The 22,146-nt window shown below is 59.5% G+C and carries 20 protein-coding genes; 13 read left to right on the top strand and 7 right to left on the bottom strand.

What is annotated here, in order from left to right; all coding sequences use genetic code 11:
- The first annotated feature begins 1 nt into the window (after position 1).
- Entirely contained in the window at positions 2–946 is a 945-nt protein-coding gene (locus BCF11_RS20325; protein ID WP_098496354.1) for an aminotransferase class IV, read from the top strand.
- The gene (locus tag BCF11_RS20330; protein WP_098496355.1) at positions 934–1,677 is read left to right on the top strand and encodes an SDR family NAD(P)-dependent oxidoreductase; all 744 of its coding nucleotides are present in this window, start codon (positions 934–936) and stop codon (positions 1,675–1,677) included. Before BCF11_RS20325 ends, BCF11_RS20330 begins: the two co-directional genes overlap by 13 nt.
- 9 nt (positions 1,678–1,686) lie before the next feature.
- Here BCF11_RS20330 and BCF11_RS20335 read toward each other — a convergent pair whose 3' ends face one another.
- From BCF11_RS20335 to BCF11_RS20345, 3 genes are all read right to left on the bottom strand, one after another.
- On the bottom strand, positions 1,687–2,418 hold the full coding sequence (locus BCF11_RS20335) for a GntR family transcriptional regulator (protein ID WP_098496356.1): 732 nt from the start codon (positions 2,416–2,418) through the stop codon (positions 1,687–1,689).
- Between the two features lie 395 nt (positions 2,419–2,813).
- Positions 2,814–3,797 carry a transketolase family protein gene (locus BCF11_RS20340; protein ID WP_098496357.1) on the bottom strand — a complete coding sequence of 328 codons (984 nt, stop codon included), beginning with the start codon at positions 3,795–3,797 and terminating at the stop codon, positions 2,814–2,816.
- Positions 3,798–3,800: 3 nt separating this feature from the next.
- Positions 3,801–4,598, bottom strand: coding sequence for a transketolase (locus tag BCF11_RS20345; protein WP_233212697.1), 798 nt, complete (start codon positions 4,596–4,598; stop codon positions 3,801–3,803).
- A gap of 197 nt (positions 4,599–4,795) precedes the next feature.
- On the opposite strand from BCF11_RS20345, the gene BCF11_RS20350 reads away from it, so the two are divergent.
- Genes BCF11_RS20350 through BCF11_RS20360 form a run of 3 tightly spaced genes read left to right on the top strand, consistent with a single transcriptional unit; the run spans position 4,796 to position 8,866 of the window.
- Complete coding sequence (locus tag BCF11_RS20350; RefSeq protein WP_098496359.1) at positions 4,796–6,229, top strand: aminotransferase; 1,434 nt, start codon at positions 4,796–4,798, stop codon at positions 6,227–6,229.
- 21 nt (positions 6,230–6,250) lie between these two features.
- Positions 6,251–7,357: an ABC transporter ATP-binding protein gene (locus tag BCF11_RS20355; RefSeq protein WP_098496360.1), complete on the top strand. Its 1,107-nt coding sequence runs from the start codon at positions 6,251–6,253 to the stop codon at positions 7,355–7,357.
- Positions 7,358–7,411: 54 nt separating this feature from the next.
- Positions 7,412–8,866 carry an NAD-dependent succinate-semialdehyde dehydrogenase gene (locus tag BCF11_RS20360; RefSeq protein WP_098496361.1) on the top strand — a complete coding sequence of 485 codons (1,455 nt, stop codon included), beginning with the start codon at positions 7,412–7,414 and terminating at the stop codon, positions 8,864–8,866.
- Between the two features lie 236 nt (positions 8,867–9,102).
- Here BCF11_RS20360 and BCF11_RS20365 read toward each other — a convergent pair whose 3' ends face one another.
- On the bottom strand, positions 9,103–10,233 hold the full coding sequence (locus tag BCF11_RS20365; protein WP_098496362.1) for a glycerophosphodiester phosphodiesterase: 1,131 nt from the start codon (positions 10,231–10,233) through the stop codon (positions 9,103–9,105).
- 322 nt (positions 10,234–10,555) lie between these two features.
- On the opposite strand from BCF11_RS20365, the gene BCF11_RS20370 reads away from it, so the two are divergent.
- The 6 genes from BCF11_RS20370 to BCF11_RS20395 all read left to right on the top strand — a co-directional run bounded on the left by BCF11_RS20370 (position 10,556) and on the right by BCF11_RS20395 (position 17,564).
- A complete protein-coding gene (locus tag BCF11_RS20370) occupies positions 10,556–13,384 on the top strand; it encodes a xanthine dehydrogenase family protein molybdopterin-binding subunit (protein WP_098496363.1) in 2,829 nt (942 codons plus the stop codon).
- On the top strand, positions 13,381–13,932 hold the full coding sequence (locus BCF11_RS20375; RefSeq protein ID WP_098496364.1) for a (2Fe-2S)-binding protein: 552 nt from the start codon (positions 13,381–13,383) through the stop codon (positions 13,930–13,932). The genes BCF11_RS20370 and BCF11_RS20375 overlap by 4 nt, the downstream gene beginning before the upstream one ends.
- Positions 13,932–15,233 carry a c-type cytochrome gene (locus tag BCF11_RS20380; protein WP_098496365.1) on the top strand — a complete coding sequence of 434 codons (1,302 nt, stop codon included), beginning with the start codon at positions 13,932–13,934 and terminating at the stop codon, positions 15,231–15,233. The genes BCF11_RS20375 and BCF11_RS20380 overlap by 1 nt, the downstream gene beginning before the upstream one ends.
- 129 nt (positions 15,234–15,362) lie before the next feature.
- Positions 15,363–16,364 carry an XdhC family protein gene (locus tag BCF11_RS20385; protein ID WP_098496366.1) on the top strand — a complete coding sequence of 334 codons (1,002 nt, stop codon included), beginning with the start codon at positions 15,363–15,365 and terminating at the stop codon, positions 16,362–16,364.
- 55 nt (positions 16,365–16,419) lie between these two features.
- Complete coding sequence (locus BCF11_RS20390) at positions 16,420–16,749, top strand: DHCW motif cupin fold protein (RefSeq protein ID WP_098496367.1); 330 nt, start codon at positions 16,420–16,422, stop codon at positions 16,747–16,749.
- Positions 16,750–16,898: 149 nt separating this feature from the next.
- Positions 16,899–17,564 (top strand): energy transducer TonB, encoded by a 666-nt coding sequence (locus tag BCF11_RS20395; protein WP_098496368.1) that lies wholly within the window; start codon positions 16,899–16,901, stop codon positions 17,562–17,564.
- A gap of 45 nt (positions 17,565–17,609) precedes the next feature.
- Here BCF11_RS20395 and BCF11_RS20400 read toward each other — a convergent pair whose 3' ends face one another.
- Together BCF11_RS20400 and BCF11_RS27680 are read right to left on the bottom strand one after the other, a co-directional pair.
- A complete protein-coding gene (locus tag BCF11_RS20400; protein WP_369827799.1) occupies positions 17,610–18,578 on the bottom strand; it encodes a hypothetical protein in 969 nt (322 codons plus the stop codon).
- A gap of 140 nt (positions 18,579–18,718) precedes the next feature.
- The gene (locus BCF11_RS27680) at positions 18,719–19,003 is read right to left on the bottom strand and encodes a hypothetical protein (RefSeq protein ID WP_143751388.1); all 285 of its coding nucleotides are present in this window, start codon (positions 19,001–19,003) and stop codon (positions 18,719–18,721) included.
- Between BCF11_RS27680 and BCF11_RS20405 the strand changes: the two genes are divergently transcribed.
- On the top strand, positions 19,002–19,631 hold the full coding sequence (locus tag BCF11_RS20405; protein WP_143751389.1) for a hypothetical protein: 630 nt from the start codon (positions 19,002–19,004) through the stop codon (positions 19,629–19,631). The genes BCF11_RS27680 and BCF11_RS20405 overlap by 2 nt on opposite strands.
- Positions 19,628–20,740, top strand: coding sequence for an energy transducer TonB (locus BCF11_RS28365; RefSeq protein ID WP_233212561.1), 1,113 nt, complete (start codon positions 19,628–19,630; stop codon positions 20,738–20,740). The genes BCF11_RS20405 and BCF11_RS28365 overlap by 4 nt, the downstream gene beginning before the upstream one ends.
- Before the next feature lie 29 nt (positions 20,741–20,769).
- Here the strand turns inward: BCF11_RS28365 and BCF11_RS20415 are convergent, their stop codons facing one another.
- Positions 20,770–22,113 carry a TAXI family TRAP transporter solute-binding subunit gene (locus BCF11_RS20415; protein WP_098496371.1) on the bottom strand — a complete coding sequence of 448 codons (1,344 nt, stop codon included), beginning with the start codon at positions 22,111–22,113 and terminating at the stop codon, positions 20,770–20,772.
- Positions 22,114–22,146: the final 33 nt, after the last annotated feature.

Here is a 22,146-nt window from a genome sequence, read left to right on the forward strand (position 1 = left end):
CATGCAACTATTCGATCCTCGCAACAAAGACGGCGTCGCCTACACGGATGGCGCCTACATGCCGGTCGGTCAAGCCAGCATACCGCTGCTTGACCGTGGTTTTGTCCGCTCCGACGCCACCTACGATGTCGCTCATGTATGGAAAGGCAGTTTTTTTCGGCTGGATGATCATATCGAACGATTTTTCGCATCGATGCATGCCCTGCGCATGACATTGCCGCATAGCCATGAGGAGATCGCAGCCATTCTGATCGAGTGTGTGCGTCTGAGCGGCTTGCGCGACGCCTACGTGCAGATGACCTGTACCCGTGGCGTGCCGCCGCCGGGCTCGCGCGATCCGCGCGAATGCTGCAACCGTTTCTATGCGTTTGCCACGCCCTTCGTTTGGATCGCCAATGAAACGCAACGTCGCCAGGGTTTATCCATGGTGCTGAGCAGCGTGACGCGGATTCCGCCGGAATCGCTGGATCCCCGTATCAAGAATTTTCACTGGCTGGATCTGACCATGGGCATCTTCGAGGCATATGACCGGCAAGCCACCGTGGCGCTATTGCATGATGGGCATGGCAACGTTACCGAAGGCGCCGGCTTCAACGTCTTCGTCGTCAAAAACGGTGTGCTGGCCAGCCCGGTACGCGGCGTTTTCGAAGGGATGACACGTCGCACCGTCAGCGAATTATGCGTATTGTTGAACATCCCATGCGAATGGCGGCTGGTCACGGTACTGGAGGTGATGAATGCAGACGAAATATTTCTTACCAGTACGGCCGGTGGCGTCATGCCGGTCTGCGTGCTTGATGGCAGGCCGGTCGGCACTGGCAAACCGGGGCCGATTACCTCGCTGTTGATGGCGGAATACTGGCGGCGCCAGGAACAAGGCTGGCTGGGCACGCCTGTGACGAATTATCCGATCAACGCCACGGAGAACGGCACATGGTCATCGTAACCGGCGGTACCCATGGCATAGGCGAAGCCGTTGTCCGGCGTTTGGCTGCAGCTGGCGAACACGTACTGTTTACCGGGCGCGATGAGGCTGCCGGTGCGGCACTGGAAGCCGCCCTTGCCGGCGTCACTTTCATGCGGAGTGACGTATCGATCGAACAGGATTGCATCGATGCCGTGGCACGGGCGATGGAACTCGGCGGCGGCAAGTTGAAAGGCTTGGTTAACAACGCCGGCACTTCTTCCCGCGCCAAGTTCCACGAAGCGGCCATCGAGGATTGGGATCGGGTGTTCGCCGCCAACGCCCGTTCGACTTTTCTGTTTTCGCGTGAAGCCTTGCCCGGGCTGATTGCGGCGCGGGGAGCCGTGGTCAATGTGTCGTCGATTGCCGGCAAGGTTGGGGAAGAGGGCCTTGCCATCTATTGCGCATCGAAAGCCGCGGTGTTGGGGCTGACACAGGCGCTGGCGCTCGAATACGGCAAGGACGTGCGCTTCAATGCTGTGTGCCCTGGCCAGATCGCCACGCGCATGATGGACCAGGTCATCGCCGACAGTGCCCGATTGGCTGCGCTGACTTATCGCATACCGGCCGGCCGGCTGGCGGCGCCGGCCGAGGTGGCAGAGGCAATTTACTGGTTATTGTCGCCGGCCGCCAGCTATGTCAATGGCGCGGTGCTGAGCGTCGATGGTGGGGAGACGGCCGGGTTGCGTACCCCGGCGCAATCCAGGCCCTAGAATCACGTTCTATGAACGTGGTTCCTTTGCTTTGGCGCCGCGAACATTCATGTCATTGCTTTTTTCCAGTTCCTCGATTTCCTCCAGGAAGCTGATGATGCTGGGGGCCGCACCCAGGATATCTTGGCGGATTGCTTCGGCAGCAGCCTTGCCGTCATGCTTGCGCAAAGCGTCAAGCAAGCTGCGGTGCTGATCGGGATCAATCAACGACATGGCCTTGTTGTGCAGGAAGTAAGCCTTCAGAACCGGCCCCATCGACGCCCACAGATTTTCGATGATCGCCTGCAGGGTCGGCAATCCGCACAAATTGTAGATGCCGAAATGGAAAGCGCGGTTGAAGCCCATGCGCGCATCGGCGTCGCCTTGCGTGCCGGCTTGTTCAAACTGTGCATTCAACTCAACCAGTTTGGCCAACTCGGCCGGACCGATGTGTGCCGTTGCCAATTCGGCTGCAAGCGGTTCCAGTTGCAGGCGGATGGTGCGCAATTCCAGGTAACGCTCCAGACTCAATGGGGGGACGCTGATCATTTTTGCTGCCTGCATGTGCAGCGCCCGCTCGCTGACCAGCCTCAGCAAAGCCTCGCGTACGGGTGTTACGCTGGTGCCGAAACGTTCCGCCATATCCTGCAGGCGTATCCGTTCGTCAGGCAGGAAACGCCCTGCTACCAAGGCCTCGCGTACCTCGTTGTAGACACGCGCGGACATATTGCTTTTGTCGATGGGGGAGATTTGTTCGTTCACGGGAATTGTATATCGTATATGTTGCTGCAGTATAATCGATTATGCCGATAAACTGCATTCAGGCCATCCCGGTTACAGGGCAATCGCGTGAAACGTGTGCTTGCCCGATATGGCCGTAGGGTGGGCACGCCTTTGTGCCCACGCGTGATCGTGATAACCGGAGTGCCAACCGACCCGGCACCGAAATAGCATGTACGTGAAGTGAATTCACACGTGGGCACGATGTGCCCACCTTACAGCCAAACGCGATTCCTTCATGCGATTGCCCTCATCCCGGTTTCTGTTAACCGATCTTTGCCGCCGCAGATAGCGGAAAGATCAGGTCTGTTGTGTCGGTGCTTCAATAAAAATCGGCGCGCAGATGTGCACGCCGTTAAAAGACAGGCCAGTGACGATCAGTTCCGCTGCAATTCGCCCAGCGCCACTGCCTCAATGCCGTTCGCATCCAGCTGATAATGCGCGTATAAATGGCTAGGTGGAGCAATCAGGCTGTATTCATCCTTGATGCCATGTCTTAGCAGTCGCACGCCGCAGCCTTCGTCTGCCAGGACTTCGGCTACCGCGCCGCCGAGTCCGCCCAATACATTGTGTTCTTCCACCGTCATCAATTTGCGCGACCGCCCGGCTGCGCGCAGCACGGCCTCGCGATCCAGCGGTTTGATGGTGGCCATGTCGATCATGCCAACCGACCAACGCGCAGCGTTCAGGCGCTTTGCCGCCTCCAGCGCCGGATGCACCATCGAGCCGCAGGCGATGATCGTGAGCTCTTCCCCGCTCAAATGTTCGATCGCCTTGCCGAACGCAAAGGGGACGCCGTCTTCATAGACTTGCGGATCGCGGCCACGGCCGATGCGGAAGTAGATCGGTTGCGGATATTCGGCCGAGGCCTGGATGGCGGCAACCAGCTGCGGACCGTCTGCCGGCGCTACCACCGTGAGATTGGCGATCGAACGCATGATCGCAAGGTCTTCGGTGGCGTGATGCGAGGTACCGTAAAATCCCAGCGAAATTCCGGCATGGTGGCCGATCAGGCGCACCGGCAACTGGCAGTAGGCGATATCCATGCGGATCTGCTCACAGCAGAGTAGCGCCAGGAATGACGCAAACGTGGCGACGAAGGGCATGCCGCCGGCAGTGGCCATGCCGGCTGCCGCGCTGACCATGTTTTGCTCCGAAATGCCGAATTGGGTGTAGCGCTCAGGATATTTTTTTGCAAATCGCGCCAGGCCGTTCGAATATTGGAGGTCGGCAGAACCCGCCAGGACGGGATAACCGGCTTCGACCAGCGTGGCCAGGCCGTCGGAGAGATAGTTCAAGCCGGGCGTCAGTTCGTTCAGGCCGCGATATTGCCATGAGTCTTTGGATAGTGGCTGATGCATGGTTTAGATCTCCTGTCCTTTGATTTCCGCGATGGCGCGCTTGGCGTCTTCCGGCGTCAAATAGCCCAGATGCCAGCCCGGTTCCGTTTCCATGTAATGCACGCCTTTGCCCTTGACTGTCTTGGCAATCACGCAGGCGGGACGGGTACGCTGATCGTCGGCGCGCAGACGGCGCAGCAAGGCCGTCAATTCGCTGAGATTGTGGCCGTCGACGTGGTGGACTTCCCAACCAAAGGCGCGCCATTTTTCATCCAGCGGTTCGATGTCGATGACATCCTCGACCGCGCCGTCCAACTGATAGCCGTTGCGGTCGACAATCGCGATCAGGCGATTAAGCTTGTGATGGGCAGCGCCCAGCGCGGCTTCCCATACTTGGCCTTCCTGCATTTCACCATCGCCCAGCATGACGAAGGTGGTGAAATCGTTGCCATGGAAGCGGCCGGCCAACGCCATGCCCAGTCCGTTCGAGAGGGCATGGCCAATCGATCCGGAGCTGAAATCAATGCCAGGCACCTTGCACATGTCCGGATGATCGCCCAGCGGGCTGCCAAGGCGTGTGTACTGATCCAGCCATGATGTCGGGAAAAAATCGAGATCGGCGAGAACCGGAAACAGGCCGACCGCTGCGTGACCCTTACCCATCAGAAAACGATCCCGCTGCGGCCATGCCGGGTTGCCGCGTTGCAGGCGCATCACGTCGTAATACAAGGCGGCGAAAGTCTCCGCGGCCGAAAACACCGACGTATAGTGGCCGGTTTTGGCAATTTCGATCAGGCGGATTGTTTCCAATCGAATAAACATCGCCCGCTCTCGCAAGTGGGCAACTTCTTCCACGGTCAGCGCAAATTCCTGCGTACTTGCTGGCGCAGACTTCACGGTTACTTCTGTCATAACACCTCCTTGAGAATGACATTTTCCAAATAAATAAATTTTTGATTGATTAACTATACATCATATATGATATATTTTAATCGTTAATGCAATCAAAAGGACAAAAAATGACCGCAGCGCACGAAGTCGCAAAAAATGAAAAAACAGGCAATTCAGGGGCTGGTACGGATGCTCCGGCATTGAGCGAGCAAGCCAGGGACGATATCCGGCATCACTTGCATTCCCAGACCAACCTGCGCCTGCACCAGGCGCGCGGGCCGCTGATCGTCAGCCGTGGCGAAGGGATTCATGTTTTTGACGAGCAAGGCAGAAAATACATAGAAGGCATGTCCGGCCTGTGGTGCGCGTCGCTGGGATTTTCCAACCAGCGGCTGGTGGAGGCGGCGGCACGACAACTGCGCCGGCTGCCGTATTACCACACGTTCAATCACCGGGTTCCCGATGTCGTCGTGCAATTGGCAAGCCGGATCGCCGCCATTGCACCGCTGCCGGAAGCAAAGGTGTTTTTTGCCTCGTCAGGATCGGAGGCGATCGATTCGATGGTCAAGATGACCTGGTATTACCAGGCTGCTCGCGGCAAGGCGGAAAAGCGCACGATCATTGCCCACGACAAAGGCTTTCATGGTTCAACCGTCATGGGATCCAGCCTGTCCGGGCTGCCGCACATGCATCGCGCATTCGGCTTGCCGTTGCCTGGCATTCGTCATATCGAATGCCCGCATTTCTACAAGAACGGGCGGCCAGGAGAAAGCGAGGCTGCGTTTGTTGCACGGCTCATGACGCAGCTGGAGCAATTGATCGTCGCAGAGGGAGCTGAGACGATTGCCGCACTGATCAGCGAGCCGATCTTGGGCGCCGGCGGTGTCGTGGTGCCAGCGGCCGGTTATTTTGAGGCGCTGCAGGGATTGCTGCGCAAGCACGATATTTTGCTGCTTGCTGATGAAATCATTTGCGGTTTCGGGCGGACCGGCAACTGGTTTGGCGCAGAAACCATGGCTCTGGAGCCGGACATGATGGCTTGCGCGAAAAGCCTTTCCTCGGGATATATGCCGATTTCCTGCGTGATCGTCAGCGGGAAAATTTATGCGGAACTGGAACATCAAAGCAGCATGCTCGGCCCGTTTGGCCATGGTTTCACCTACTCCGGCCATCCGGTTGCCGCTGCGGTGGCGCTTGAAGCGCTGACTATTTATCAGGAAATGGATGCGCCGCGCGTTGTCGGCAGCAAGGGCGAATACCTGCACGCTAAATTGGCGGCGCTACGCACGCATCCATTGGTCGGAGAAGTGCGGGGCACAGGTTTGCTGGCGGGCGTCGAGCTGATCGATAAAGCAAGCGGGCAGGCATTTCCAGCCATGCTGGGCGTTGGCGCCATGGTCGAACAGCGTACCCGCCAGCATGGGCTGATAGTACGCAACATGGGGGACGCGATCGCACTGAGCCCGCCTTTCATCATTAGTGACGACGAGATCGACATGATGGTCGATAAATTGACCGCTGCACTCGACGAGGCTGCTGCAGAGCTTGCCAAACCAGCGTAACGCACCGACCTGGAAAAGACCATGAGCAACGCACAAGAAAATTTGATCGAATTTATCGATGTACAGAAATCGTACGACGGCAGCAATCTGGTCATCAAGAACCTGAACTTGTCCATACGGCGGGGCGAGTTCCTGACTCTGTTGGGCGCTTCCGGCTCGGGTAAAACCACCACGCTGACGATGCTGGCCGGGTTTGAATCGCCGACGCGCGGTGAAATCCGGATGAACGGCAAGCACATCGAGAGCGTCCCTGCGCACAAACGCGGCATCGGCATGGTGTTCCAGAACTATGCCTTGTTCCCCCACATGAGTGTTGCGCAAAATCTTGCCTATCCGCTCAAAATGCGCGGCATTGGCGGCGTTGCGCTCGAAGACAAGGTCAAACGGGCGATTGACATGGTGCAGTTGCATGGCATGGAGCAGCGGCGTCCATCCGAGCTGTCCGGTGGCCAGCAGCAACGGGTTGCGCTGGCACGTTCGATGGTGTTCGAACCAGAATTGATCCTGATGGATGAGCCTCTGGGCGCACTCGACAAGAATTTGCGTGAGCACATGCAATACGAAATTAAGCAATTACACCGCCAGTTGGGTGTCACGGTGGTGTATGTGACGCACGACCAGAGCGAAGCATTGACGATGTCAGACCGGGTTGCCGTCTTCGAGCGCGGCGAGATTGTCCAGATTGCGTCGCCGGACATGCTGTACGAGCATCCAGGGACGGCCTATGTCGCGACCTTCATTGGTGAAAACAACGCCTTGTACGGCAGGCTGCAGGCGGTGCATGGTGAGACATGCACGGTGGTACTGGACGGTGGCCGGCATATCACAGCTCCGGCATCCGGCCTGCAGGGCATGGCGCCCGAACGGGTGAAGGTAATGGTGCGTCCGGAAAAAATTCAACTGGGGGCCGTTGCAAACGGAACAACGGATTTTACCGGGCAGATTGCCGACCTGGTTTACCTCGGTGACCACGTTCGGGTACATGTTCGCTATGACGGGAAGGACAGCGTGATTCTCAAAGTGGCAGACATGAAACTGGCGAAGCAGATTGTCATCGGCGAATCGATCAGCTTCGGATGGGATCCACGCGACTGCCACGTTTATCCGGAGTCCACGATTTCGCGATGATCGCGGACGAGATGCCGACACCTTCAATTTCTCCCGTCGCTTAAGGAATATTTCATGCTGCAACTTATCAATCCAGCCCTGCTACGTACCCAGGCATTTATCAATGGCGTCTGGTGCAACGCCGGCAGCGGTGAGGTCATTCAAGTCACTAATCCGGCCAATGGTGGAATCATCGCGACCGTACCATGCATGGGCGCGAGCGAAACACTGCTGGCGATTGAGTCCGCCCGTGTCGCCTGGAAACCTTGGCGCACATTGACTGCCAAGGAGCGCGCGGCTATCTTGCGAAAATTTCACGATGCGATCCTCAACAACGCCGACGACCTGGCGCGCATCATGACCTGCGAGCAGGGCAAGCCTTTACAAGAGTCGCACGATGAAATCCGTTATGCAGCTGCTTATATCGATTGGTTTGCGGAAGAAGGAAAGCGGCTCTACGGCGATACTATTCCGAGCCCGCAAGGTGGAAGGCGGATCGTAGTCATCAAGGAACCGATCGGCGTATGTGCTGCGATTACGCCATGGAATTTTCCGGCGGCAATGATTGCTCGGAAGATCGCTCCAGCTTTGGCTGCAGGATGTCCTATCATCGTCAAGCCGGCCAGCCAGACGCCGCTGAGCGCACTCGCTCTAGCCTATCTGGGGCAGACGGCTGGCATTCCCCCGGGAGTTTTTTCAGTGCTGACTGGATCTGCCAATGCTATCGGCGGTGAGCTGACTTCCAACCCTGCGGTGCGCAAGTTGAGCTTCACCGGCTCTACCGAAATTGGACGCATTCTGATGCGTCAAACCGCCGGTACCATCAAAAAAGTTTCGATGGAGCTGGGCGGTAACGCGCCGTTCATCGTGTTCGATGACGCAGATCTGGGGGCTGCGGTGGACGGTGCGATCGCCAGCAAATTCCGCAACGCCGGACAGACTTGTGTATGCACGAATCGATTGTATGTGCATGATCACGTGTATGACGAATTCGTCGAGAAACTGGCCATTGGCATCAAAGCTTTGTCTGTCGGTAACGGTTTGCTAGAGAATATATCGCAGGGGCCGCTGATCGACGCGGCAGCAGTCGACAAAGTCGAAGAGCATATTGCCGATGCAATCGCCAACGGCGCTCGTTTGGTGGTGGGAGGCAAGCGTCATGCCCTTGGTGGAACGTTCTTTGAACCGACCTTGCTTGCCGGCGCCACACAGTCAATGAAAGTCGCGGCGGAAGAGACCTTCGGGCCACTTGCCTGCGTGTTTCGTTTCAATACCGAGGAAGAAGTTATTGCCATGGCGAACGACACCGAATTCGGGCTTGCCAGTTATTTCTACAGCCGTGATATAGGACGCGTGTGGCGCGTCGCCGAAGCGCTGGAGTTCGGCATGGTTGGCATCAACACGGGTGTGATTTCGAGTGAGGCCGCGCCGTTCGGCGGTGTCAAGCAATCGGGCCTTGGCCGCGAGGGATCTAAATATGGGATTGAAGACTATATTGTGATCAAACAGCTTTGTATCGGCATTGAATGATCTGATCCATATAGTATAAGCATCGACTTGTAGGGCTTGCCAGGCATGTAACACAAAATCCACAAAAAAATCATGAGGAGGCAACATGAAATTAAGCGGGAAACAGTTGGCAATACGGTGATGGGGTAATCGTAAAGCGCGTGATGAAATGGCGGCCTAAGAACGGCGAGACTGAGCGCCTGTAAAGGTGATCCTGTATGACCGATTGCGGCCATACAGGGATATGTCAATCTACATCAGCTGCGTTTGAAGGTATCCACCGCCCGCCGCCCCACTGCGGGATCATCGGTAAAGAAGCCGTCGATCCCGGCCTTCAGGTAAGCCTGGATTTCCGCCACCGAACCATCCGCATTGCGGGTCGCGGCCGAACCGTTGCTTTTCAGGCTGGCGGGCAGGAAGTTGTTTTCCGGGCGGAAGGTGTAGGGATGGACGCGCAGGCCGGCGGCGTGGGCGTTGCTCACCAGGGCGGTGGGGCTGCCCAGCTCGCCCTTGCTGTCCTGCGGGATGATGCTCAGCTTGTAGGGGCCGACACCATCGGCGTAGGCTGCCACTTCCTGCATGCCGCCGGCAGTCATCAAATCGCCATAAGTACGCTTGCTGCCGGCCAGCACGAAGTCGGGCGGCTGCACCTTGTCGTCATCCATCAGCTGGATCAGGCGGTAGGTCGGATGGTTCTTGCCGATCTTGCTGCGCAGGGTTTTCAGGTTGGCGGTTTCAAACGACTGGATGAAGATGGTGGCGCGTTTGGCGCTGTAGTCGTCCTGCGCCAGCACCGTCAGCAGGCGCTCTTCCAGCGGCAGGCCGATGGACTGGAAATAGCTCGGATGCTTGGTCTCCGGGTACAGATGGATAGTGCGGCCGGTCTTGGCCGACATGTCCTTGGCGAGGGCGACGATTTCCGCCAGGGTCGGCACTTCGAACTGGCCATCGTATTTTGTATTGTCGGGGCGGATCTGCGGGATTCTTTCTTTGGCGCGCAACTCCTTGATCTCGGCCAGGGTGAAGTCTTCGGTGAACCATCCCTCCAGCGTATTGCCGTCGATTACCTTCTTGGTCTTGCGATTGGCAAACTTGGTTACCGTGGCGACATTGGTGGTGCCGGAAATTTCATTCTCGTGGCGGGCGACCAAGAAACCATCTTTGGTCGCCACCAGATCCGGCTCGATGACGTCGGCGCCGTCTTCAATCGCCTTGGTGTAGGAAGCCAGGGTGTGCTCAGGCCTCAATGCGCTGGCGCCGCGGTGGCCGATCACCAGGGCTTTGCTGTCGGCAGTCAGTTCTCCGCCGCCGCTGCCGCAGGCGGTAAGGGAAAGCGCGGCGGCCAGCGCCAGCGGCAGCGACAGGGGGAGGAGGCTAGTTCGTATCATGGCGGGGACAGGTGAGGGTGGTAGGAGTGGCTAATTCTACAAGTAAGTTGTGACATCGGAATGACAATCATTCAATAAAAGAAAATCGTAATAGCTTGTTTTATAACAATTAAATACAAAAGCGATTGCGATTGCCTCCAAATCACCTATTCTCATCATGTCATAGTGATTATGTTGTCCGTTCTCCAATGTAATAAAATGCCGACCCCAGATGAATGCCCGGCAGGGGCTTTCGCTGGATCTTACGAACATGCGCAACCATCGCCGGCAGCTGAAACGGCTGCGGCGCTGAGGCTGTTCCCTGGTTTTTGAGGAGAAATACATGACAAAACTCGACCTTTCGCGTCGCAGTTTTTTGAAGGCCAGCGTAATCGCCGGAGTCTCGGTTTACGTAGCGCCCATGGGCGGCAAGGCATTCGCCGCCCTGTTTGAAGAAAAAATCCTGACGCCCATCCAGTGGGACAGCGGCAACGGTCAGGTCAAGTTCCGTATCGATGGCATTGCCAAGGTCACCGGCGCCAAAGTGTTTGCCCGCGATGTGCGCGCGCGCGACATGCCGCACTGGCCGAACCAGCAAGCCCATGCCTTCATCCTGCGCGCCACCAAGGCCGACCGCAGCTTCCTGGGCTTCGACCTGAGCATGCTCGGCGAAGAATTGAAGCCGGACCGCGTGGTCACTGCCGCCGACCTGACGCGCGACGGGGTGGCCTTTCCGGCGTTTTACGGCGAAGACATGCTACTGCCGGCCGGCAAGACACCGGCCTATCTGGGACACGCCGTGGCGATCCTGATCTATAACGACTTCGCCCGTTTCCGTTTCGCCAAAGACAAACTGCAATTCAAGGATGAAGTGATCCAGTACGGTCCGGTGACCGGCCCGCTGGAGCGCGATCCCTGGGGTACCTTCCGCTTCGTGCGGGTGGGCGGCGCGACATCGTTCGACGACGATGTCTTCTCCAGCCTGAAGAATGCGCCGGTATTCCCGAGCATGATGCGCAAGCACCAGCCGGTCTGGCCGGACGGCCAGGAGCACGGCAAGCTGGGCGAGCAGGGCATGTTCTACGCCGCCCAGATCCAGGAGCAGCTAGACCACCCGCCGGCTGACTGGCTGGTCATGGAACGCAACTACAACACGCAGTCGGTGGATACCGCGGCGCTCGAGCCGGACAACGCCAACTGCTGGTACGACAGCGCCAACCAGGCCCTGCACATGGTAGTGCCGACGCAATCGCCGGCAGAAGTTGTCGACAGCGCCATCGAGATGATGAAGAAGGGAAAATTCCCTTTGAAGAAGCTGTTCCTGCATCCTTGCTACACGGTCGGCTACGGCTCCAAGGATCACTACAACTTCCCGTTCTACGGCCTGCTGACCTCGCTGTATGCGGATGGCAAGCCGGTGCGCCTGGCTAACGACCGCTACGAGCAGTTCCAGACCTCGATCAAGCGTCACGCTTTCAAGATGCACTACCGCATCGCGGTCGACCGCAAGAGTGGCTTGCTGCAATCGTTCAAGGGCGAATTCGAAGCCAACGGCGGCGGCCGCGCCAATTTCTCGCCATCGGTGGCGATGGTGGGCGCTACGGCAGCCCAATCGATTTACTATTTCCCGAAGAACGACCTGGCGGCAGTTGCGATTGCTACCCGTGCGATCGACGCCGGTTCGGCGCGCGGCTACGGCACCTTGCAAAGCATGGCGGCGACCGAAATGATGATTGACGAGATGGCTGAAAAGCTGGGTCTCGACGCCATCGATTTCCGCCTCAAGAATGCGCTGCGTTCCGGCATGAAGAACACCCAGGGTGCGATTCCGGCGGGCGCCATCCGGGTCGACGAAGTGCTGCAAAAGGCCAAGCTGCATCCGCTCTGGGTCAACCGTTCCAAGAAAAAAGCAGAGTACGAAATCAGCCATCCAGGTTACCGCTACGGCGTCGGCTTCGCCTGCGTGCAAAAGGACTTCGGCACCGGCGCCGAGGCCTCGTTCGCCAAGGTCGAGATCAGCGCCGACGGCCAGATCCATCTGTCGCACAGCGCCGCCGAAATCGGCACCGGCATGTCGACTTCGCAGGCAATCGCCTGCGCCAAATGGCTGGGCAAGCCGGCTCATGAAGTGCGCACCTCGATCACCGACTGGAGCGATCTGCCGGTGGTCACCAGCGGCGATCCTTATATCATGAGCCAAGCCGAGCAAGACAAGCTGGCGGCCAATCCGCGCTGGTCGCCGGGCTACTCCTCGCCGGCCAGCGCCACCAATTCGGCTTTCTACTTCACCCACAGCACGCGCGAAGCGGCGCGCGTAATCTTCATGCACGGCCTGTGGCCGGCGGCGATGGCGATCTGGGGTCAGGGCATAGGCGGCGGCCAGGCGGCGCCGCTGGTGGTGCGGGTGGAAGATGCGCGCTGGGTCGACGGCAAGCTGTCGGCCGCCGGCCTGCAAGCGCTGCCCTACGAACAGCTGGTCAAGAAAGCCCATGAACTGGGGCTGGTGACCGGCGCCACGGTGCACGTCTTCAATCGCTGGCAATGGACCGAAGCCGATTTCGAAATTCTCGGCAATCTGGTGCGGGTGCCGCTGGACGGCTTGTCGGTGCGTTACGGCGAAGGCGCCGCCAAGGCGCAGCAAGCCAAGATGACTACCGGCGGCGGCTACGAAGTACTGAACCGGAAGAAGGTCTTGATTCCACCGACCCAGCGCAACAACGCCGCCGTGACTTACTACAGTGCGGTCGGCACCCTGGTCGAGCTGGCGGTGCATGAAGCCAGCGGCAAGGTCGAGCTGCTGACCCACCATTCGATCATGGAATGCGGCAACCAGATCTCGCCGCAACTGGTCTCCGGCCAGCTGCAGGGCGGCCTGGCGATGGGCATCGGCCATGCCTTGCATGAATACCTGCCGCTGTATGAAGACGGCCCCGGCAACGGCAGCTGGAACTTCAACCGCTATCAGCTGCCGCGCGCCAAGGATGTCGCGGTCTGGAGCCAGACCAGCGAAGTGCTGCCGCCGTTGACCGAAACCGATCCGCCTAAAGGTATCGCCGAAGTGGTGATGATCCCGGTGGTCGGCGCCATCGTCAACGGCATCGCCCACGCCATCGGCCACCGTTTCACCGATCTGCCGGTAACCCAACAAAATATTCAGGAGGCTCTGGCATGAGCATGACCATACACCCCATCACGATGCATATCAACGGCAAGCCGGTCGGCCCGGTGCCGGTGCCGGAAGGCATCATGATGATCGATTTCCTGCATGAATACCTGGACCTGACCGGCTCACGCCTGGGCTGCGGCCAGGGTCTGTGCCGCGCTTGCGTGGTGATCCTGGACAAACGGGACGGCAGCAGCGAGGAAGTACGTTCCTGCATCACCGGCGCGCATTTTTTCGAAGGCAAGAAGGTGCGTACCGTGGAAGGCCACGCCCAGCGCAACGAGCAGGGCGAAGTGGTGGCGCTGTCGCCTATCCAGCAGAAATTCCTGGAACACTACAGCTTCCAGTGCGGCTATTGCACCCCTGGTTTCGTCAACGCCGCCACGGTGCTGGTGGAAAAGCTCAAGCGCCAGCCTGTGACCAAGGCCCAGCTCGACGACACCATCACCGAAGGCTTGAACGATCACATCTGCCGCTGTACCGGCTACGTCCGCTACTTCGAGGCGGTCAAGGAAGTGGTGCTGAGCACGCCGGGACTGGTGAAGGATGCCAAGTGATGACTAAGGCCCGATATCTTCGCAACGCCCTGGCCGGCCTGGCGCTGCCGCTGCTGGCGGCGACCTTGCTGTCCGCCTGCGACGGCGGCAGCTCGGCTGCGGCGTCCGCCCAGGCCACCGGCCAGGCCGCTGACCAAAACCCGGTGAAACCCGGCAGCGCTGACCAGATCGCCCTTGGCCGCTACCTGACCAAGGCTGCCGATTGCGCCGCCTGCCACACTACGGCCAGCGGCGCGCCTTTCGCCGGCGGCGTCGAGCTGGCTTCGCCGTTCGGCAAGTTCTACGGCTCCAACATCACGCCGGACAAGGAGCACGGCATCGGCAAATGGAGCGCCGATCAGTTCTACAAGGCGCTGCACGATGGCGTCACGCCGGACAAGCACTTGTATCCGGCCATGCCTTATACCTCCTACCGCTCGCTGACGCGGGCCGACAGCGACGCGATCTATGCCTACCTGATGCAGCAAAAGCCGGTGGCTGTTCCGACCCGTGCTCCCGACTTGAAATTCCCGTACAACATGCGCTTCGGCATGATGTTCTGGAACGTGCCTTTCCTCAGGGACCAGCTGGCTGATGCGTCTACCGGCAAGTCGGCCATGTGGCTGCGTGGCCAGTACCTGAGCAACGCCCTGGGACACTGCGCAGAGTGCCACACGCCGCGCGGCGCCTTCGGCCAGCTGGATCTGTCGAAATCGCTGGGCGGTTCCGCGCTCGGCCGTGTCGCCGCTCCGAACATCACGCCGGCCGGTCTGGCGGCGGTGGGCTGGACCGCGGCGGACTTGCAGACCTTCTTCGCTACCGGCATCGCACCCCAGGGTTCGGCTTATGGCGAAATGTTCCCAGTGGTGCATCTGAGTACGCAGTACCTGAGCAAGGATGACCTCGCCGCGGTGACGACTTATCTGATGGGCGACCAGCCCTTGCCGCCGGCGCCGGTCAAAGCCATCAGCGCGGACGCCATGGAACTGGATGCAGGCAAGCGCCTGTACACCGCGGTGTGCGCCGGCTGCCATGGTTTCCAGGGCGATGGCAAGCCGCACGTGGCGGTGGCGATGAAAGGCAATTCGACGGTGCGCAACGCCGATCCGCATAACCTGATCGTCGCCATGCTGGATGGCATTGAAGCGCAGAAATTCCCTGGCACCGAGAGTCTGCAGGACATGCCGGGATTTGCCGGCCAGCTGAACGACAAGGAACTGGCGCAGCTGTCCAATTTCCTGCGCGCGACCTGGGGCGGCCAGCCGGGCAGCATCACTGCCGATCAAGTCAAGGCGTTAAGACTGACGACGGCCGCGCATTAAGCGGGGTGGGTGGGCGCGGGTGCCCGCTCTACGGCCATCGCCGCCAGCAATTCGACAGGATCCATCGCGCAAGCGGTCGATCCTGTTTTTCATTACACTGGTGAGAATTGAAAGAGGAAACAAGCGAGCATGAATGCAGTCGACTATCAAGTATTGAAGAGCGCCGCCGCCTGGCTGCAGCAGGGTAAGCGGGTCGCCATGGTGACGGTGGTGCGCAACTGGGGCTCGGCGCCGCGGCCGCTAGGTTCGCTGTTCGCGATTACCGATGCCGGCGATTTTACCGGCTCGGTTTCCGGCGGCTGCATCGAAGACGACCTGATGCAGCGCTTCGCCGCCGCCTTCCCGGAAAAAATCGAACTGGTCCGTTATGGCATCAGCGCCGAGCAGATGCGCCGTTTCGGCCTGCCTTGCGGCGGTACGCTGGAGCTGGTGATCGAACCGCTCAGCTCGGCCGCCGCGCTGACGCCTTTGCTGGAGGCCGTCAGCGGTCGCCGGCTGGTGCAGCGCCGGCTCGACATGCGCAGCGGCGTGGCCACTGTCGAAGCCACCGCTGCCGATTTCGCGCTGCGTTTCGATGAAGAAGAATTGCTGCAGGTCTTCGGGCCGCGCTGGCGCCTGCTGATCATCGGCGCCGGCCAGGTCTCGGAATACCTGGCGCAAATGGCGCCGGCGCTGGATTTTTCGGTCTACCTGAACGATCCGCGCGAAGAACAGCGCCGCAACTGGCAGGCCGACGACGTCACCTGGCTGGACGGCATGCCGGACGATGTCGTGCTGGCCTTCAAGCCCGACCGCCGCACCGTCATCGTCACCCTCAGCCATGATCCGAAAGTCGACGACATGGCGCTGATGGAAGCATTGAAGACAGATGCTTTCTACATCGGCGCGATCGGCTCGATGGCGAGCACCGAAGCGCGCAAGGAAAGATTGCTGACGCTGGACCTGAGCAGCGAGCAGATAGCACGGTTGCATGCGCCTATCGGCCTGCAGATCTGGAGCCGCTCGCCAGCCGAAATTGCAGTGTCGGTGCTGGCCGAACTGGTGCTGTTGCGTAATCGCGGCAGCGTGGCGGCCTCGCCCTCCAGCTGCGCCATCGGTGGCAATGATGTGCGGATAATTGAGCGGCCCTGAGCGACGGGGGCAGCCTGATTCCAACTGTAACGACACGCGCCAAAACAGGACAACCATGAAGATGACTGAGATCCCTTTCGGAACTACCGACTGGGCAAGCGTTGAACGGACCGAACACAAGGGCGAAAACGGGATGGCCTACTGGCGCACCCGCCATTTCGGCGAAATACGGGTGCGCATGGTCGAATATACGCAGGGCTACCTGGCCGACCACTGGTGCAGCAAGGGGCATGTGCTGTTCTGCCTGGAAGGGGAGCTGGAGACGGAACTGGAAGACGGCCGCAAGTTCATGCTGAAGCCGGGAATGAGCTACCAGGTGGCGGATGGCGCCGAGCCGCACAGGTCGTTTACCGCGGTCGGCGCCAAGCTGTTTGTGGTCGATTAAGCCCCGGATATTGCAGTGCACCCTTTACTGTAGCGCCTAAACTGCTAGTATGAAACTAGACGATCCACAACAAATCGGGACAGCGGTGGCTGGCTTGCCGCCGGTGCCGGAATCGTCAAAAAGCCAGGCGAGCAGACAGGAGTCCGGCAATGGATTTCATGCTGGAACAGGAGCGGCCGGCCAGGAAACTGGTCGGTTTCAGCATTGTCGTCATGATGCATATCGCGATCGTATATGCACTGGTGACAGGTCTGGCCCGCAAAGTGGTAGAGGTGATCCAGGAACCGGTGATCACCAAGATCATCGCTGAAATCAAGCCACCGCCACCACCGCCGCTGCCTGACAAACCGACGCCGCCGCCGCCGAAATCCACCGCGCCGCCGCCACCGTATGTGCCGCCGCCTGAAGTCAAGGTGGCGCAGCAGCCTCAGGAAAACGTGATTGCCGCGGTCACCAGTGTCAAGCCGCCGACCAACGAGCTGCCGACGTCTGTCGCCCAGCCGTCTCCTGCGGCGGCAACCACCGCGCCCGCCGGACCGGCGCATACCAGCGCGCGCGTGACCGGCAATTGCGAAAAGCCGGAATACCCCAGGACTTCGCTGCGCAATGAAGAAACGGGGACGGTGAACGTGAAACTGATCATCGGCGTCGACGGCAGTGTGGTCGACGCTTCGATTGAAAAAAGCAGCGGTTTCAAAGAGCTGGACCGCGCTACCTTGAAAGCCTGGAGCCTTTGCCATTTCACGCCTGCGATGGCGGATGGCCAGCCGGTGCAGTCGGCCACCCGCATGCAGTATGTATGGAAAGTGGAATAAGCCGGCAGGACAGGACGGGAAGCATGCGGCCGCCCGTCCCTGGTCTTATTTGTCCGTCGGCAGGCTGTCGCGATATTTGTCCCAGTGATCGCTCAATTCGCGTGTCACGCGACTGCCGACCTTGAAGGCTGCTTCCAGCGAGGGCAGGTAGGCGGAATAACTGCCCTCATGTTCGCTCGCCAGGCTGGCCGCTGCGCTCCTGCCGGGATACAGCATGGTGTAGTTGCTGGCGGTGCGCAGCGCTAGTAGACGATTGATATCGGCGCGGCCGGCTTTGCTGAGGAAGGTCAGCGCTTGCGCGGTGCCGGTTTCTTCCATCGCCGAGGTGGCGAAGCTGCCTTGGCCGCGGGTCCAGTAGTCCACCCATTTCTCCGCCCATGCATTCATCAGTTTGCCGTGCCAGAACGTCTGTCCGGCCAGCTGGTCGCCCTTGATCACTTTCGGCGGCTGTTGCGCCGCCGGGTAGCCTTTGTAATGGCTGCGCAATTGCCGTAGATCGGCATCGTCCGCCAGCGGCGTGTCCTTGGTCAGCTGGTAGGCCCAGTTAGTCAGGCCCGGGTTAAGGTGGTACACCGCACCTTCATTATCGGCGGGTACCGGCTGCTGGAAAGGTTGGGCCGAGCGCAGAGGGATTTTGCCGGTGGACCAGCCCTTGGGAATTTCGCGGGCGTCGATCTCATGCGACAAGTCGCCGTCCACCAGCCATTCAGCCCAGGCGGCGGAACCGGCGGACATGCTGTCGGGATTGGCGCCGGCGATGCCTGCCACCAGCCAGTAAGCCTTGCTCAGGTCGAAGCGCGGATCCATGCCGAGCGCCATGATGCTGGCCGATGAACGCGCCGTGCCGATGCCGGTGACGATGCCCAGCACACCTTGCTCCGGGTTGTAGCGCAGATTGCGGTAGCCCTGCGGGAAGGCAATTGTTTGCGGCAGCGGCAGGCGTTCCACCCAGGCCTGGAATTCGCCGGGCTTATCGCCGCTGTCTTCGCCGATTTCAAACATCGCCACCACCACGACCTTGATCGGGATCGGCGCCGTCGACGCTGCCGCTGGCGATACCGGCGGCGTCTACGTTGCCGCCTGCGACTGCGAGGCAAGGCCGCTGATAGCCAGGGCGAGAGCGAGGAGTTGGAAGCGGTTCATCAGGAAAACCTTTATATGAGGCAGAAAGCGCGGTGGATGGGCAGGGCGCGCATCTCAGTACGGAATTTTATTTTTTTATCATGATTCTGAGGCGATGTCGCTGCGGCTGGATCTCCATTTGTGCGCGGTTTATCGACGTCTTTCAAGCCTTGGTATTTCTGGGCGTTTTCGCCAATACCACAGTTACAAAAATGAATGTAATTCAATGTTCGTATTCGCAATGTTGGTAAGTATAATTGCCCCGCAGTATTTATCCCAGCAACCACCGCCAGCCAAAGACCAAGGAAAACTGTCATGCCATTTCTCCCCCTGAATAGGGACCTGGAACGATTGTGCCGTCAAGCCAGCCTGATGTGCGTCATGAGCCTCAGCCTGTTAGCCACCGGCTGCATATCGCTCAAGCAATACGTCGATCCGACCCTGCCCAAAGTCACGGTTGCAGACTTGAAGCAGCCTGAAACGAGGCAGAGCGTCCAGTTATTCCTTGAATACCAGAACAATGGGGTCATCAATCCGCAAGCGGCGGACAGCGTGCGGCCTATCATCCTGGCTACCCTGAAAAAATCCAATCTGTTCAGCGACGTCGTGATGGCGCCAGCCAGCGCCGACCGCAAGCTGTTCATTACCATTAATAATTTCCCGGTCACCAAGAATGCCAACGGCAAGGCTTTCATGACAGGCTTCACTTTTGGCCTGGCAGGCACCATGATCACCGATGGCTTCCAGATGAATGCTGCTTATGACGTTCCCGGCCAGGCTGAAGTAAAGCATAGCTACCGGCACGCCTTGTATTCGACCATCGGCAATGCCGACGGCCCGGCCAATCTGGCGCCAGTAGCCAAGGACGAAGCTATTCCGCTCATCATGAACGGCATGGTATTGAATCTGTTGAATGACATGAGCCGCGCAGGAGAATTAAATTGAACGCAATAATCAACTCATCCTCAACCATGACCCTGGTGCGTCGTCTGGCCATGACCGGCATCGGCGCCGTGCTGCTGGCGCTGACCGGCTGCGCCGCGGTGGCGCCAAACTACCAGCCTACCAATGACAACGTGCGCACGTTGCAGGCTCTCCCGGGCGGCAAGGTTGCCGTGGGCCAGTTCACGGCCAAGGACAAGTCGCTGGAAAGCCTGAGCATACGTGCCGGCTCTTACAACTCGCCTTACAACGGTTCCTACGCCGAATACCTGAAGGCCGCGTTGCGCGCCGAGCTGGAAGGATCCGGCAAGTTTGACGCGGCATCCCCGGTAGTCGTTACCGGACAGCTGCTGGAAAATTCGCTTGACGGCGCATCGTTTACTACCGGCACCGCCAAAATCAGCGCGCGTTTCGTCGTCACGCAAAGCGGCGCCAAGACCTTCGACAAGGTTGTGGCAGGCGCTAGCCAATGGGAGTCTTCCGTTATCGGAATGGTTGCGATCCCGGCGGCGCGCGCCAACTATATCGACACGATCAGGAAGCTGCTGGCAAACCTGTTTGCCGACAGAGATTTCCAGACAGCGCTGCGCGCCGGCAGCGGCATCCCCAGTGCGGTCAATCCACCAGTTGTCACAGCTGTGACCAATGTACGTTTTACCGGGGCGGCTGCCCAGCCGAACGTGATCCCGGCCGTGGCTAGCCGCAGCGTTGCTGCTCCCGCGGCAGTTGCCGGCGTCGCGCTCAACTCTCAGCTCAACTCTCAGCCGAACTTGCAGCCGAACAGTTGCCAGGCGCCTGATTATCCGAGAAGCTCGCGGCAAAATGAAGAGCAGGGTGTCGTCGGCGCCAAGCTGACTGTCGGCAGCAACGGCCATGTGCTGGATATTGTTCTTGAAAAGAGCAGCGGTTTCACGGCTCTGGACAAGGCCGCGATGCAAGCCTGGGCGCTGTGCCAATTCGTACCGGCCATGCGCGACGGTGCGCCGGTGCAGTCCGAGACGAGAATGCAATATGTCTGGAAACTGGACGGTGTAGCGCTGCAGCAGCAACCTGCGGCAGCGCCAGTCAGCAAGGCAGCCTCAACCTCAGCCTCAGCCGAGACCTGGAACTAAAAGCAAGCATTGCAGGCTGCCGGTAAGATCTATTCCTCGATCTTGCCGGCAGCCCGGGAAATCCTGTCGCGCACTACGCGGATCGCCTGCTTGAGCGTGTACACATCCTGGAAATAACGCTGCGGAATCCGGATCTGGCTGGCGTTGGCGTCAATGTTTTCAATATCCTCGCGCCACTGCGCAATCTGTTCCGGACTTGGCTGCCCGTTCTGCCATATCTCATCCTCCAGCGATTTGATCTCCCGATACCACACCACCAGCCGGTTTTTCATGCGCGCTTCCACCATGCGCGGCAAAGCCTGCAGCAGGCCGAACAGCAAGGCCATGAAGGGCAGCAGGATCAGCAGGCGACGCTCGATGAAGCTGGCCAGCCAGAACGGCAGGTAGCGCTGCAGGAAAGGGCGGCCGGATTTGAAGTAGCGCGTGCTCTCATCCGAGATGGGAAAATCATCGGTGTTCAGGTTGGGAAAGACGCCGCGCGGCGTGAAATAGTCTTCGCGCGCATGCGCGGCATTGGCTGCTTCCAGCAGCAGGTAAGCCAGCGCCGGGTGCAGCGTGTCCTTGGAGACCAGCAGCGCGGTCGCCGCCAGCATGGTGACATCGGCTTGCGGCAGGTCGTTGACGACGCTGGTCGAGGCGCGCGGGAAGATGATCTTGGAAAGCGAAGGAAATTTCAGCACCAGCGCATCGGCCTGGGCAAAGCTCATCAGCTTGAGGTCGCTGTTGAGCAGCATCTGCTGCATGGGTGCATCCGGCCGGCCGATGAAGAAGGCGGCGTCCAGCTGGCCGCTTTCCAGGCTTTGATAAGCCTTGTAGGCATCCATTTCCTGCAGGCTGGTGTTGTCGGCGCTGATGCCGCTGTGGCCAAGCAGCACGCGCGAAACCGTCAGCAGGCCGCTGCCGGGAACGCCGATCGAAATCCGCTTGCCGCGCAGCTGCGCCAGCCGGTTGACGACAACATCACCACGATAGAAGACCCAGATCGGCTCGTACGACACGGCGGCGATGGTTTGCAGCTGGTCTTCGGGTGACGGTGTGGTGGTGCCGGACTGGATGAAGCCGACTTCGTATTCGCTGTCGGGATCCGTCAGCCGCTGATAGTTTTCCACCGAACCGGAAGAGCTGCGGATATCCAGGGTGATGCCCTCGCGCTTCAGCAGCGGCGCGTAGCGTTCGGCGAAACCGGCGTAGATGCCTTTGTCGGCGCCGGTGGTGATGACGATGGTGCGTTGGATCGCCGGCTTGAGGACGACTGCCAGGCCCCAGCCCAGCAAGGCCAGCAAGACGATCCCGCCGAAGATCAGAAAGCGCAGCCGGCGCGCCGTCATGGGCGGTTTGTGGATGCGGTGCAGCGCTGGATTGTGTCTCGGCATGGGCTATGGAAAGCGCTTGGTTGGGCAACTCGG

It is taken from the genome of Collimonas sp. PA-H2 (assembly GCF_002564105.1).
In the GTDB taxonomy this organism is placed as follows: Bacteria; Pseudomonadota; Gammaproteobacteria; order Burkholderiales; family Burkholderiaceae_D; genus Collimonas.

What these genes read in the sequence shown, in the direction of transcription:
- BCF11_RS20325 (WP_098496354.1), top strand. Translation starts at nt 2, where the DNA reads ATGCAACTATTCGATCCTCGCAACAAAGACGGCGTCGCCTACACGGAT.
- BCF11_RS20330 (WP_098496355.1), top strand. Translation starts at nt 934, where the DNA reads ATGGTCATCGTAACCGGCGGTACCCATGGCATAGGCGAAGCCGTTGTC.
- BCF11_RS20340 (WP_098496357.1), bottom strand. Translation starts at nt 3,797, where the DNA reads ATGCATCAGCCACTATCCAAAGACTCATGGCAATATCGCGGCCTGAAC.
- BCF11_RS20345 (WP_233212697.1), bottom strand. Translation starts at nt 4,598, where the DNA reads ATGTTTATTCGATTGGAAACAATCCGCCTGATCGAAATTGCCAAAACC.
- BCF11_RS20350 (WP_098496359.1), top strand. Translation starts at nt 4,796, where the DNA reads ATGACCGCAGCGCACGAAGTCGCAAAAAATGAAAAAACAGGCAATTCA.
- BCF11_RS20355 (WP_098496360.1), top strand. Translation starts at nt 6,251, where the DNA reads ATGAGCAACGCACAAGAAAATTTGATCGAATTTATCGATGTACAGAAA.
- BCF11_RS20360 (WP_098496361.1), top strand. Translation starts at nt 7,412, where the DNA reads ATGCTGCAACTTATCAATCCAGCCCTGCTACGTACCCAGGCATTTATC.
- BCF11_RS20365 (WP_098496362.1), bottom strand. Translation starts at nt 10,233, where the DNA reads ATGATACGAACTAGCCTCCTCCCCCTGTCGCTGCCGCTGGCGCTGGCC.
- BCF11_RS20370 (WP_098496363.1), top strand. Translation starts at nt 10,556, where the DNA reads ATGACAAAACTCGACCTTTCGCGTCGCAGTTTTTTGAAGGCCAGCGTA.
- BCF11_RS20375 (WP_098496364.1), top strand. Translation starts at nt 13,381, where the DNA reads ATGAGCATGACCATACACCCCATCACGATGCATATCAACGGCAAGCCG.
- BCF11_RS20380 (WP_098496365.1), top strand. Translation starts at nt 13,932, where the DNA reads ATGACTAAGGCCCGATATCTTCGCAACGCCCTGGCCGGCCTGGCGCTG.
- BCF11_RS20385 (WP_098496366.1), top strand. Translation starts at nt 15,363, where the DNA reads ATGAATGCAGTCGACTATCAAGTATTGAAGAGCGCCGCCGCCTGGCTG.
- BCF11_RS20390 (WP_098496367.1), top strand. Translation starts at nt 16,420, where the DNA reads ATGAAGATGACTGAGATCCCTTTCGGAACTACCGACTGGGCAAGCGTT.
- BCF11_RS20395 (WP_098496368.1), top strand. Translation starts at nt 16,899, where the DNA reads ATGGATTTCATGCTGGAACAGGAGCGGCCGGCCAGGAAACTGGTCGGT.
- BCF11_RS20405 (WP_143751389.1), top strand. Translation starts at nt 19,002, where the DNA reads ATGCCATTTCTCCCCCTGAATAGGGACCTGGAACGATTGTGCCGTCAA.
- BCF11_RS27680 (WP_143751388.1), bottom strand. Translation starts at nt 19,003, where the DNA reads ATGACAGTTTTCCTTGGTCTTTGGCTGGCGGTGGTTGCTGGGATAAAT.
- BCF11_RS20415 (WP_098496371.1), bottom strand. Translation starts at nt 22,113, where the DNA reads ATGCCGAGACACAATCCAGCGCTGCACCGCATCCACAAACCGCCCATG.